Here is a 12,955-nt window from a genome sequence, read left to right on the forward strand (position 1 = left end):
TCGCAGTCGCTCACCGTCTCGGAGTGAGCAGACGACGTCGCGTCGGTCGGCGAGGTCACTCCTCGCCGACCGACGGCGTGCCCGCGCGCGTGGGCCGCCCGGAGCAGGAGGGAGCAGCGACATGACGGTTCCGCCGCAAGTGGTGACCGAGATCGACCCGCACGGCACGGCGGTGGGACGCCCACGTCGTCTCCAGAAGAGCTCCGGCGTCGGCATCCGCACCAGCCGCCGCCGAGCCGCATTGGGGTTCCTGGCCCCATTCGTGGTGGTCTTCTCCCTCTTCTACCTGGCGCCCATCGGCTACGCGGCCTACCAGTCCTTCCTCAAGGTCGAGCGTGAGGGCACGTTCGGTGCACCCCGCGACGTGTTCGGGGGCGTGAGCCAGTACGCCGAGGTCTTCACGAGCGGGCCGTTCTGGTCAAGCATCGTCAACGTCGGTCAGTTCTTCCTCATCTCGGTTCCCCTGCAGCTCGGCCTGGCGCTGCTCTTCGCGCTCCTGCTCGACTCGCCGGCCTTGAAGGGCAAGCGCTTCTTTCGGCTGGCACTCTTTGCGCCGTACGCGGTGCCCGGAGTGATCGCGGCCCTGATGTGGGGGTTCCTCTACTCCCCCGGCACCACGCCGTTCCCCGGGATTGTCGAGCGCTTCGACCTGCTCGGCCCCGGTGCCGTCATCTTCACGATCTCCAACGTCGTCAACTGGGTCTACACGGGCTACAACATGCTGATCATCTATTCGGCTCTGAAGGCCGTTCCGACCGAGGTCCTCGAGGCGGCCACCGTCGATGGCGCCGGGCAGTTCCGGATCGCCTGGTCGATCAAGATTCCGCACGTGGCACCTGCACTGGTGCTGACCGGGGTGTTCTCGATCATCGGGACCCTGCAGCTGTTCAACGAACCGCAGGTCTTCCGGACGATCTCCAGCGCGGTCAGCAGCACCTACACCCCGAACATGGTCGTCTACGCCACGTCCAGCATTCCCGACTACCACTTGGCGGCGGCCTACTCCGTGGTGCTTGCCCTGCTGACCTGTGCGCTGTCCTTCCTGTTCCTCAAACTCGCCCAACGAAGGGCCTTCCAATGAGCACGTCCTCACCGGCACGTCTGCGGTCGCGTCGCGTCTCGGTCCTCGCCGCGACCGGCTTCATGGTGGTGTGCGTCGCCTACTTCCTCATGCCGCTGTGGTGGCTCGTGGTCGCGTCGAGCACGACACGCGGAGGGCTCACCTCGACGAGCCTGTGGTTCGACGGCAACTTCGAGCTGTTCACCAACATCAAGAACGTCCTCACCTACCAGGACCAAGTTTTCGTGCGTTGGCTGCTCAACAGCGCGCTGTATGCCACGCTCGGGGCCTCCGTGGGAACCCTGTTCGCGAGCATGGCCGGCTACGCATTGGCGAAATACGTCTTTCCGGGGCGCGAGGTCGTCTTCAACATCATCCTGGCCGGCGTGCTGGTCCCGGCTACAGCGTTGGCGTTGCCGCTGTTCCTGCTGTTCAGCAAAGCCGACCTGACCGACTCGTTCTGGTCGGTGCTGCTGCCCAGCACCGTGTCACCGTTCGGCGTGTACCTGGCTCGGATCTATGCCGCCGGGGCTGTCCCCGACGAGCTCTTGGAGTCGGCGAGGCTCGACGGGGCCAGCGAGCTGCGGTCGTTCTTCACCATCTCGTCCCGCCTCATGGCACCGGCTCTGGTCACGATCTTCCTGTTCCAGTTCGTCTCGATCTGGAACAACTACCTGCTTCCACTGGTGATGCTGCAGGACACCCGCCTCTATCCCGTCACCCTGGGACTGGCGACGTGGAACAGCCAGAAGGCTCAGGCGGGCGACTTGCAGCTGTACGTCGTTGTCGGCGCCATGCTGTCCATCCTGCCCTTGATCCTGGCGTTCCTGCCCCTGCAGAGGTTCTGGCAGAGCGGCCTGAGCGAAGGCGGCGGCAAGTAGATCCGCGCAGTCGCGACAGCCCTCTCGACGGGGTGGTGGTGACTGCGCACCTAACCCGCGGCCTCGCGCCGCCCACCCCCAACGCCCGGGAGCCCAGACATGCCCCTGTCCGACCCTGTCACCATCGCCACGACCACAGCAGAGACGTCGGGTACACCGGTCCCGCTCGATCTGAGCGCCCTCCTGGGGCGGCTCAGCCTTGAACAGAAGGTCCGGCTGCTGACCGGCGGACACTTCTGGTCCCTCCACGAAGAACCCACGATCGGGTTGCGCCGGATCGTCATGTCGGACGGTCCCGCCGGGGTGAGAGGCGAGCTGTGGGACGAGCGGGACCCGTCGGTCAACATTCCCTCACCCACCGCAGTCGCGGCAAGCTGGGACCCGCGGCTGGTCGAGGAGCTCGGCAGCCTGCTGGCGTACGAGGCGCGGCGCAAGGGAGTCGACGTCGTGCTGGCCCCCACCGTCAACCTGCACCGCTCCCCCTACGGCGGGCGGCACTTCGAGTGCCTCAGCGAGGACCCACTCCTGACGTCAAGCATCGGAGCGGCGCTCGTGATCGGTCTGCAGGCGCAGGGTGTCGCGGCCACCGTCAAGCACTTTGCGGCCAACGACTCCGAGACCGACCGCCTGTCCGTGGACGTCCAGGTCGACGAGCGCACCTTGCGCGAGCTGTACCTCGCGCCCTTCGAGTCACTCGTCAGGGACGCGGGCGCGTGGTCGGTCATGGCGGCATACAACGGCGTGAATGGCTTCACCATGACGGAGAGCCCGCTGTTGCAGACGGTGCTCCGCGAGGAATGGGGCTTCGACGGCGTCACCATGACCGACTGGTATGCCGGTCGGTCGACGCAGGCAGCCGGGCGCGCAGGTTTGGACCTGATGATGCCCGGTCCCACCGGTCCTTGGCGGGAGGCGTTGGTGGCGGCCGTACGCGCCGGCGAGGTCGCCGAAGCCGACGTCGACGAGAAGGTGATCCGCATCCTTCGGCTGGCACTGCGGGTGGGTGCCCTGGCCTGCGGGCCGGCGAGCCAGCAGGCGGCCGAATGGTCGACATCGCAGAGCAGCGAGCTCGTCCGGCGGTCGGCGGCTGCGGGCTTCGTCCTGCTGCACAACGACACCGTGGAAGGTGCCCCGGTCCTGCCCCTGCACGCCTCTGGCCTTGGTCGCGTGGCTGTCATCGGCCCGAACGCCCGGCAGGCTCGCTATCTCGGTGGAGGTAGTGCGCTGGTGTTCCCTCCTGCGACCGTCTCCCCGCTCGAAGGCATCGGTACGGCTCTCGGTGCGGACGTGGAGGTGACCTACTCGGCCGGCGCTCGTGGGCAGGACCGTGTCACTGCGGCATCCCCGGCCTCACTGAGCACCCCGGACGGTGAATCAGGCATCCTCGTGGAGTTCTGCGGCGCCGAGGGGGAGGTGTTGGGCACGGATCGCCGGTTGGGATCGGCGTTCAACTGGAACAACGCGTTCAACGGGGTCGACCCTGCCCAGCTTACGACGATCACGCTGCGGACCAGTTTGACCGCGGATACCCAAGGTGACTACCGCATCGGCGTATCTGGCGTCGGGCAGTTCACCCTCCACCTCGACGAGGAGCTGGCGTTCGACACCCTGCTCGAGCTGCCCGCGCACGCCGACCCTGTCGAGAGCCTGATGCGGCCTCCGCAGGAGTGGTCCGCCGTGGCCTTGGACCAGGGCCAGTCCGTCGACATTTCCCTGACGCACGTGGTCAAGGACCGGGAGCCCGGTCAGGACCTGATCGTCGCGCTCCAGCTCGTCGCCGACTGCATTGTCGAGGACGATGAAGCAGCCATCGGGCGGGCAGTGCGCGAGGCAGAGCGTTCTGATGTCGCGATCGTGGTCGTGGGCACGACCGAAGAGGTCGAAAGTGAGGGCTTCGACCGCCGCGATCTCACCCTGCCCGGACGCCAGGACGAGCTCGTTCGGCGGGTGGCCGCGGTGTGCCCCAGGACTGTGGTGGTCGTCAACGCGGGGGCACCGGTGCTGATGCCGTGGCAGGGCGAAGTCGCAGCGACGCTGCTCACGTGGTTCCCAGGCCAAGAGTTCGGTGCGGCGCTGGCGGACGTGCTGCTCGGTGTCGTCGAGCCCGGCGGTCGGCTACCGACCACCTGGCCGGCAGCGGAAGGCCCGGCACTGCCCACGACTGTCCCCGAAGCGGGCAAGCTGCTTTACGACGAGGGCCTGCACATCGGATACCGGCGGTTCCTGCGCGACGGCGTCGAGCCCGCGTTCTGGTTCGGCCACGGACTGGGCTACACCCAGTGGTCGTGGGACGCAGCCTCGGTCTCAGAGCCGGATGAGCAAGGAGATGTCGACGTCGTGGTCAGGGTGAGCAACGTCGGCCAGCACCGTGGTCGGGAGCTGGTGCAGATCTACCTCTCTCGGGCAGACAGCCGACTGGAGCGGCCGGTGAGGTGGCTGGCGGGGCACAGGTGGATCGACGCCCCGACCGGCACAACGCACGAAGTCGTTGTGACCCTCCCTTGGCGAGCATTCGCCCACTGGGACATCGATGCCCACATGTGGGCTGTCGAGACAGGGCGCTTCACCGTTGAGGTGGGTCGCTCCGCGGGAGACATCATTCTGCGAGCCCCTGTCGACCTGTGATGCGTCCGCTCACCACATGTTCGGACAGACCACGGTGAAGCCTGCGCTCGCGAGGCGGGGCGACTTTGTGCCAAGTGGCGTCGGTGCGTGGGTGCCCGTCACCGGAAGCGACGAAGGTCCGGCCGGAGGTGGTCGGCGACGCGCGTCAGAACTCCTTTCAAGCACGTCGACCGTGCGCGAGCCATGTGGCGTTGGTGTCGTACAGGGCGTTGATCGTTTCAGGGCGATCAACGCGACGTGACGAGGAACGACTCTCGACCAGCCGCTCGACGGAGGGCCCGGCCCCTGCGGGCCTGGGCTCTCTTGTCCCCAGAGGGCCACGTCTCACCGGTGGAGCATCACCGAGGGTCACGATGGCGCGGACCTCATGTCGCGGAGTAGAGGTCCGGCCGGCGGTCGCGCATCAGGTGGTTGTGGGTGCTGACCTGCTTGTCGTCGGCAGCGCCGAGGTCGACCTCGGCGAGGACGATCCCTGGCCGCGCCAACTCGCCGGGCGGCGTCGCTGGACCGGCGAGCAGGTAGCCGGTGCTCTCGCACACGAGGCTCCCCCCGACCCAGTCGACGCCCCGCTCGGTGCCGCAGCGGTCGGCGACGACGACATGCACGCCGTAGGCTGCGGCGACGGCCTGCGCCTTGGCTACCTCGATCGCCGGCACCCCCTCGGGTCGCGGCAGCAGCGGCCAGTTCACGGGAACCGCGAGGAGCTGCGCTCCGGCCTCGACGGCCATCCGCCCCCACTCCGGGAACTCGAGGTCGTAACAAATCATGACGCCGACGCGACCCAGGTGGGTGTCGACGACGAGGGGCGGGCCGTCGCTGGGGACGAATCCTTGGTGCTCGGCGTCCCACAGGTGCACCTTGCGGTAGACACCCAGCACCTCGCCGCGGTCGGCGATGACGGCGGCGTTGTGCACCGATTCCCCTGCCAGCAGTGCGAACCCAGCAACGACGACGATGCCGAGCTCACCCGAGAGCCGCTGCACGAGCTGCGCCGTGCGACCGTCCTCGAACTCGGCATGGGTGCGAGCCTCGGCGACGTCGGCGAAGCACGACCCGCCAAGGGCGAGCTCGGGGAGCACGACGAGCCGTGCTCCGGCGCGCGCTGCGGCGACTACCGACGCGGCGAGCGCGTCCTCGTCAGGACCAGCGTCGACGTCCGCGCTCAGCTGGCAGGCTGCGACAGTCACCATGCTCAGTCGTCGTCCGTCGCTGTCCGGACCACTGACGCCGGAGCGACGTAGCCGTTGGCGTCGAGGACCTGGCCGAAGGCCGCGGCCTCTCGCACGACCGCGGGGCTCCACTCCAGGCGCACGCGGTCGTCGCCCGCCGCGACGACGAGCAGCTCGGCGTACTCGGGGTCGGCCGACTGACCAGCCTGCGTGTCGATCACCTCGAGGGCGCGCCAGGCGCCGGCGGGGACCGAGAAGGAGTCGAGGGGACCGAGGTCGACGTGGGTGGCGTTCGCCCCCTCGTTGAGGTGCACTCGCCACGTGCCGGACTTGGCGGTGACGACCTGCGGCCGGTCGTGACGGTGGCTGAGCATGCCGTCACCGCTGCGGCCGCGCAGCCACGCGACGCTGAAGCCGTGCTGCTCGTGCAGCTGCGGAGTCGCGCGACGGTCCTCGACCATGCCGTAGCCGATGACGGGTGCGAGGTGCACGCCGCCTCCGGAGAGGCCGGAACAGAGGAACGGGTGCTCGACGAAGCGCCGGTCCGCGGGGGTGATGGCCCGTCCGCGGAACTCGTCAGGGGTGTAGACGTCGAGCTTGTCGATCGCGACCTGGTCCATCGGGGTGATGAGCTGGACGTCGTCAGGGATGACGTCACCCGCCACGGTGTCGATGAGGCGGTTGTCGGCCGAGAGGTACAACCCGTGAGTCGCAGCCTCCTTCAGCACCGACGGTCCCCAGATGATGCCGCCGGTGTCATCATGTCCGAGGATCGTCAGCAGGATCCCGTCGTCGGCTCCCTCGTTGGTGAACCCGCGGAAGATCCAGGTCGGCACCGAGATGATGTCGCCGTCGTACGTGACGAACTCGCCCTGCTGGCCGTCTGCACCCCATCGCAGCCGATAGGTACCGCCGAAGTTGATGAACACTTCCGCGGTGAAGTGGAGGTGGAGGTTGTTGGTCACGCCCTTGGGCATGCCCGCTGCTCCCAGGTTGAACCCGTGGGGGTCCTCGAGGTTGACGAACTGCTCGGCATTCTGCGAGACGCCGGTGCCGATGAACGAGTAGTTGTCCTTCTTGTCCGAACCCGGGGTGCGGCAGTCGATGAACGCCGCCTTGCAGGGCACCCAGTCTCTGCGCAGGATGGTGCGTCGGCGGAGCTCGTCAGGGGTGACGTCGGTGGACCCTGTGTCAGCGGGTTCGTCGGTAGTGGTGGCGTCGGTGGAGGTCATGGTCCTTCTTCCTCGGTGCTAGCCGCAGCGGTCAGTAGATGTTCTTGGTGACAGTCGAGTCAGGGGTGCGACCGGCGTCGATCTGTGCACGCAGTGCGATGTCGTCATAGACGCGCACCTCGCGGACGATGCGCCCGTCCTGCACGAGGAACTGCGAGACACCCATGAGGTTGACGAGCGCTCCCGTGCTCGGACCGTAGGCTTCCGTGCCGCGGTAGGTGCCCTTCATCTGCCAGAGCACCGCGATCCGCAACCCGGCGTAGCGGACGTTGTCGTTGGTCTGTATGTCCCTCACGGAGAAGTGCGCGTCTGGGAAGGGCGCGACGAGGCTGAGGAGGTCCCGCTGGTAGCCGTCGGGTCGCACGACGGTCTGGTCGCCGACGGTGTGCAGGAAGAGGTCGCGGACCATGTAGTCCTGCACCTTGTTGAGGCGGCGCTCGTTCCACACCTCGTCGATGAAGTCCAGGACGAACTCGCACTCCTTGCGGAAGTCGTCGGGGCGAGGGCCGCTGTCGCCGACAGCGAGGACGTCGCTCGGGGGGTCCTGGGTCCAGGATCCGGTGAAGCCCTGGAACTGGACGTCCTTGGCTGCCTCTGCTGGGTCGATGCCGAGCTGGAGCGTCTGGGCGAGGGTGTCGCGTACGACCCACTCCTCGACCATCCGGCCCCGGCGGTAGAGGCAGTTGGCGACGGTGCGGCTGCGCACCCGACGGGTGCGGCCGTCGACGAGGTGCTCGTCGGAGCCGAAGACAAGGTGTGAGCTGAGGAAGGCGTCGTCGCCACGCTGCTCCCAGATGACGTCCTCAGCCTGGCCCACGTGCTGGGGCGTACTCGCGATGCGCATGAGGCTGCCCTCGATGACGCCGTCGCGGCCGACCGTCGTCCCGAGCCCCCCGTGGACGATGGAGTCCGGCTCGTAGTTGTCGACGATGTGGGAGATGTCGCGCTGCACCCAGATGAGATCAGTGACCTCACGGATGAAGTCATCGGGGTCACTCCAGGGTTCGTAGGCGACGGGGTCGAGCGACATACGGTTCCTCCTCGTGGCGACGGTGGCCCGGACAGGCCGACGACCGCGCTCGATCGAAAGTGTATGCGTATGCACAAGAGGGTGGCAAGAGCTGGGCGAGGGCACGGGTCGGTGAGACTGGGAGTGCAGCCCTCAACAGTCGAGCGAGGTGGGCGTGCGAGCGAGAGGGAGGGAAGTCGCGCCTCAGCCCCGCGGCGCCAGGCCGAGGGTGCCGCGCACGACGAGGCGCGAGGTGAGGACCTCGTGACGAGGAGGCGCGTCGGCGCCACCCGTGACGCGCGAGACGATCTGTCGTGCCGCGGCCCGGGACAGCTCCTCGATGTCATAGGCCACGGTGGTGAGGTCGAGCAGGGGCCAGCGCGAAAGGGGCAGGTCATCGAAGCCGACGATCGACACGTCGCCCGGCACGTCGAGACCCAGCTCGGCAGCGCCGTTGAGGGCACCGAAGGCGACAACGTCGTTGGCGCACACGATCGCGGTCGGAGGGTTCTTGGCCGCCATGAGCTCTCGGCAACCGGCGTGTCCGGCCTCGCCGTCGAACGCGCCGTAGCGCGTCAGCCGACTGGGAAGGACGATCTCGTGCTCCTCGAGAAGGGAGCGCAGGACCTCCTCGCGCTGCTGCCCAGTGCTCGTGTTGCGCGGGCCGAAGAGAGCACCCACGGTGCGGTGCCCATGGCCCACCAAGGCATCGACGAGCTCACGCATGCCGGGCTCGGGGTCGGTGGTGACGGAGTCGGCCATGACCGAGGCCGCGACCCGGTTGAAGTACACGAAGGGCACACCGCGGTCGCGAAGCCGGACCGGAACCACGGAGTCGATCGTCGTCGTCGCCAGCACCGCACCACACAGCCCGTTGGCGACGATGTGGTCCGCGACCTGGGCGCCCTCGGAGCTCTCCGTCACGAGGACGAGCTCGTAGCCGAGCTTCTCGAGCTCATCGTGCATGGGCGCGATGAGGTGGGAGTAGAACTGGTTGCGCAGGTCGGTGACGACGAGCCCCACGCGGGTCGAGTGCCCCACCGACAGGGCTCGCCCGATCGGGTCCGGCGAGTAGCCCAGGGCGCGAGCGGCCGTCTGCACCCGCTCACGCGTGGCCTCAGCGATCCGAGAGTCCCCTCGCAGCGCTCGCGACACGGTCGGTTGCGAGACACCAGCGAGTTTGGCGACGTCACGACTGGTAACCACATGGACCTCCGTTCCTGCGGGCCACGCCAGCCCCCACGCAGCATTTCACAACCGGCAACTCGTCCCGCGACATGTCGAGGACTTGACGAATCATACGCGCAGCGCTTCACTTGTGCATACGTATTCGCTACCAGTGATTGGACCCGCCATGGCCCGGATGCTCAAGTCCGCCACCTCGAAGACCTTCCAGGACGGCGCTCAACTCGACGTCTCGAGCCGCGTGCGCGAGATCATCCAAGATATCCGTAGCCACGGCGACGAGGCGGTGGCTGCCTACTCCCGCGAGTTCGACAAATGGGACCGCGAGGCCTACCGCCTCGGCGACGACGAGATCGCCGAAATCATCGCCAGCCTGCCCCCGCAGGTCATCGAGGACATCGAGTTCGTGCAGGCCCAGGTGCGCAGGTTTGCGCAGGCCCAGCGCGACTCGATGACCGATATCGAGATCGAGACCCTCCCCGGCGTCCACCTCGGACACCGCCACGTGCCCATCGACGCCGTGGGTGCCTACATCCCCGGCGGCCGCTACCCACTCACCGCCTCCGCCCACATGACGATCATCACCGCCAAGGTGGCCGGCGTGCCCCGCGTCGTCGCGTGCACGCCGCCGATCAAGGGTGAGATCCCGGCCGCCACCGTGGCTGCGGCCAAGCTCGCCGGTGCGGACGAGATCTGGATTCTGGGAGGCGTTCAGGCGGTCGCGGCGATGGCCGTGGGCACCGACTCCATGGCCAAGGTCAACCTCCTCGCCGGGCCCGGCAACGCCTACGTCGCTGAGGCCAAGCGCCAGCTCTTCGGCGAGGTGGGCATCGACCTCTTCGCGGGTCCGACCGAGATCCTGATCCTCGCCGACGACGACGCCGACCCCTTCACCATCGCCGTCGACCTGCTCTCGCAGGCCGAGCACGGCCCCGACTCGCCCGCAGTGCTGGTCACGACGAGCGAGGCGGTCGCGACCCAGGTCATGGAGCTCGTCGACCGCATCCTTCCCGGTCTGTCGACCAACGACCTTGCGGGCCCCGCATGGCGCGACCACGGCCAGGTCGTTGTCGTCGACGACCTGGACGAACTCTGGACGGTCGGCGACTCCTACGCCTCGGAGCACGTCCAGGTGTTCACGGTTGACCCTCGCCAGGCCCTCGAGCGGATGCAGAACTACGGCGCGCTCTTCCTTGGCGAGAACACCTGCGTCTCCTACGGCGACAAGGTCATCGGGACCAACCACGTCCTGCCCACCCTCGGAGCGGCCCGCTACACCGGCGGCCTCTGGGTCGGGAAGTACCTCAAGACCGTGACCTACCAGGAAGTCACCGACACCGCGAGCAGCTCCGAGCTCGGGCTTGTCTGTGGCCGTGCGGCACGCGTCGAGCTCTTCGAGGGCCACGCTCGATCCGGTGATGTCCGCGCATGGCGACACGGCAACAAGTCCTTCGAGTGGATCGAGGCGGCGACGGCGTCCTCGTCGTCGTCGGTGTTGGCATGACCCTTGCTGGTCGCACCGCGGTCGTTACCGGTGGTGGCACCGGGCTCGGCGCCTCGATCAGCCGCCATCTGGCCGACAACGGTGCGCGCGTCATCGTCGTCGGCAGACGGATCGAGCCGATCACCGAGCTCGCGGCGAGCCTGTCGGTCGAGGCTCGTGCAGAGGTCTGCGACGTCGCCGACCCTGCCTCAGTCGACCTCCTTGTCGGTTCCCTGGCAGGCGAGGAGGTCTCCGTCCTCGTCAACAACGCCGGGATCGCGGGCCCGGTCGCCCCACTCGTCGACGTCGTGCCCGACGAGTGGGACGAGGTCTTCGCGACCAACGTCCGCGGCACCTATCTCATGTGCCGTGGCTTCCTTCCGGCGATGTGCGAGCGCGGGGACGGTGATGTCGTCAACGTGGCGTCGGTCTCCGGCAAGCGCCCGCTCGAGCGGCGCACGCCCTACGTCGCGTCGAAGATGGCGGTCATCGGCCTCACGAGCACGCTGGCCTTCGAGGTCGGCGACGCGGGAGTGCGGGTCAACGCCCTGTCGCCCGGACCGGTCGAGGGGGAACGCATGCACCGCAACTTCACGTTGGAGGCCGAACGCACCGGAACCTCGTATGCCGGGGCGCGCGCAGCCTTCGTGGGCCGGTCCGCCCTGGGGCGGATGGTCACCGAGGACGAGGTCGGCGCCGCTGTGGTCGCCATGCTCGCCATGCGCGGCATGACGGGTGCCGACGTCGACCTCTCCGCGGGGATGATCGCGTGAGTGGCGCGCCCAGTCTGAGGTCACGACTGCTCGCGGGCGAGCAGGTCGTCACGGCCCTCGTGCGCATCCCCAGCGCCGAGATCGTCGAGATGCTCGCCGTGGCCGGCTTCGACGCCGTCGTCATCGACTGCGAACACGGCCCGGTCGACATCAGCGCACTGCGCGAGCACATCGCCCTCGCGCAGCTGCACGGCATGGAGGCTCTCGTCCGACCGGGTCACGCCGACCCGTCGACGGTGCTCCGCGCGCTCGACCACGGCGCCACCGGGATCGTGGCGCCCCACATCGACTCGGCCGCCGAGGCACGCGCCCTCGTCGAGGCGTCGCACTACCCCCCACTGGGGAACCGTGGCTTTGCGACCTACTCCCGCGCCGGCCGGTTCGGAACCTTCGACGCGGCCGAGCATCGCCGCCGCGCGCAGGAGAACACGCTCGTCCTCGCGATGATCGAGTCCCCGTCTGCAGTCCTGGCGACCGCCGACATCCTCGCGGTCGAAGGCATCGACGGCTTCCTCGTCGGGACCTCCGACCTCGCCGCGAGCTCCGGGCCCGATGACCCAACTCTCGACGACGCTCTCGCGGCCGTCCGCGCCGCGGGCCGTGCCTGTGGCGCCGTGCGCGCAGATCTCGCTGGAGGCGCTGAGCAGGCGAGCGCCCTTCTCGCAGACGGCTCCTCGATGGTGGTCTACAACCTCACCCAAGTGCTCATGGGCATCTTCAAGGACCTGCGCGTCCACCCCTGACCCCACAACCGACTCATAACCTCGGTGGGTCTGACCACACGGGCAGTATGTCGGAGTTGGTGGCCTCGTCAGGGGTGGACCGCGGCGGTGACGCGTTGCATCCACCGGCCCAACGCTCCCGCGACCTCGTCCGGGCGCTCCAACGGGGACAGATGACCCGTCGCGGGCAGCACCGTGAGCTCCGATGGCTCTCCGACCAACTCATGGATGAGCTTCTGACGCTCGACGGGACAGAGCAGATCGCTGTCGCCCACCACGACGGCCGTCGGAACGGACACCGACGGCAGAGTCACCCGTTCGTCGACCCGCGTGGACTGCAGCCGGAGCTGGTCGGCCAGTGCGCCGTCGCCCACCTGGTCGGCCATGTCCAAGGTAGCCTCGCGCAGCGCGGGCAACGCGTCCGGATGCAGCAGGCTGGGCAGCAGCGTCACCTGGACCTCGCGGGCAGTCATACCCTCGGCCAGCTCGCGCAGGGTGCGTGACCACGACTCGTGCTGAGCCGGCGTCGGGGGAAGCGGGCTCGTCGCCACGAGCCCCAGTCCGAGGACCCGCTCGGGGGCCATGCGGTGCAGGGCCATGGCGACGATGCCACCGAGGCTGAGACCGGCGATGGCGAAGCGCGGCGGCAGCCGGTCGAGCAGCAGCTCGACGCAACTCACGAGATCGGGACCGTCGAGCGGCACCTGCGTGACGGCATACCCCTGCTTCGCGAGTTGTGACTGCACTGCTCCCCACAGGAGTGGGGAGCAGTTCATGCCCGGCAGCAGGACGAGCGGTGGAGGAGGGCTGGACACC

General features: G+C 68.3%; 11 protein-coding genes. 6 read left to right on the forward strand and 5 right to left on the reverse strand.

Annotated features, from left to right (window positions below):
* Positions 1 to 121 precede the first annotated feature (121 nt).
* From ACFQRE_RS00005 to ACFQRE_RS00015, 3 genes are all read left to right on the forward strand, one after another.
* A complete protein-coding gene (locus ACFQRE_RS00005; RefSeq protein ID WP_380117487.1) occupies positions 122 to 1,081 on the forward strand; it encodes a carbohydrate ABC transporter permease in 960 nt (319 codons plus the stop codon).
* Positions 1,078 to 1,941: a carbohydrate ABC transporter permease gene (locus tag ACFQRE_RS00010; protein WP_380117489.1), complete on the forward strand. Its 864-nt coding sequence runs from the start codon at positions 1,078 to 1,080 to the stop codon at positions 1,939 to 1,941. The genes ACFQRE_RS00005 and ACFQRE_RS00010 overlap by 4 nt, the downstream gene beginning before the upstream one ends.
* 99 nt (positions 1,942 to 2,040) lie before the next feature.
* Entirely contained in the window at positions 2,041 to 4,566 is a 2,526-nt protein-coding gene (locus ACFQRE_RS00015) for a beta-glucosidase family protein (RefSeq protein WP_380117491.1), read from the forward strand.
* A gap of 365 nt (positions 4,567 to 4,931) precedes the next feature.
* Here ACFQRE_RS00015 and ACFQRE_RS00020 read toward each other — a convergent pair whose 3' ends face one another.
* The 4 genes from ACFQRE_RS00020 to ACFQRE_RS00035 form a co-directional block, all read right to left on the reverse strand.
* Positions 4,932 to 5,756, reverse strand: a complete 825-nt coding sequence (locus ACFQRE_RS00020; protein WP_380117493.1) for a nitrilase-related carbon-nitrogen hydrolase — start codon at positions 5,754 to 5,756, stop codon at positions 4,932 to 4,934.
* 2 nt (positions 5,757 to 5,758) lie between these two features.
* A complete protein-coding gene (locus tag ACFQRE_RS00025) occupies positions 5,759 to 6,967 on the reverse strand; it encodes a hypothetical protein (protein WP_380117495.1) in 1,209 nt (402 codons plus the stop codon).
* Between the two features lie 31 nt (positions 6,968 to 6,998).
* Positions 6,999 to 7,997, reverse strand: coding sequence for a nuclear transport factor 2 family protein (locus ACFQRE_RS00030; RefSeq protein WP_380117497.1), 999 nt, complete (start codon positions 7,995 to 7,997; stop codon positions 6,999 to 7,001).
* 183 nt (positions 7,998 to 8,180) lie between these two features.
* Positions 8,181 to 9,182: a LacI family DNA-binding transcriptional regulator gene (locus ACFQRE_RS00035; protein WP_380117500.1), complete on the reverse strand. Its 1,002-nt coding sequence runs from the start codon at positions 9,180 to 9,182 to the stop codon at positions 8,181 to 8,183.
* A gap of 148 nt (positions 9,183 to 9,330) precedes the next feature.
* Between ACFQRE_RS00035 and hisD the strand changes: the two genes are divergently transcribed.
* Genes hisD through ACFQRE_RS00050 form a run of 3 tightly spaced genes read left to right on the forward strand, consistent with a single transcriptional unit; the run spans position 9,331 to position 12,160 of the window.
* The gene (gene hisD / locus ACFQRE_RS00040; RefSeq protein ID WP_380117502.1) at positions 9,331 to 10,665 is read left to right on the forward strand and encodes a histidinol dehydrogenase; all 1,335 of its coding nucleotides are present in this window, start codon (positions 9,331 to 9,333) and stop codon (positions 10,663 to 10,665) included.
* Entirely contained in the window at positions 10,617 to 11,417 is an 801-nt protein-coding gene (locus ACFQRE_RS00045) for an SDR family NAD(P)-dependent oxidoreductase (RefSeq protein WP_380117504.1), read from the forward strand. Before hisD ends, ACFQRE_RS00045 begins: the two co-directional genes overlap by 49 nt.
* A complete protein-coding gene (locus tag ACFQRE_RS00050) occupies positions 11,414 to 12,160 on the forward strand; it encodes an HpcH/HpaI aldolase family protein (protein WP_380117506.1) in 747 nt (248 codons plus the stop codon). The genes ACFQRE_RS00045 and ACFQRE_RS00050 overlap by 4 nt, the downstream gene beginning before the upstream one ends.
* Before the next feature lie 68 nt (positions 12,161 to 12,228).
* Here the strand turns inward: ACFQRE_RS00050 and ACFQRE_RS00055 are convergent, their stop codons facing one another.
* The gene (locus ACFQRE_RS00055; RefSeq protein ID WP_380117508.1) at positions 12,229 to 12,954 is read right to left on the reverse strand and encodes an alpha/beta fold hydrolase; all 726 of its coding nucleotides are present in this window, start codon (positions 12,952 to 12,954) and stop codon (positions 12,229 to 12,231) included.
* Position 12,955: the final 1 nt, after the last annotated feature.

Origin of the sequence: Knoellia pratensis (genome assembly GCF_042666395.1) — a bacterium.
Classification (GTDB): domain Bacteria; phylum Actinomycetota; class Actinomycetes; order Actinomycetales; family Dermatophilaceae; genus Knoellia; species Knoellia pratensis.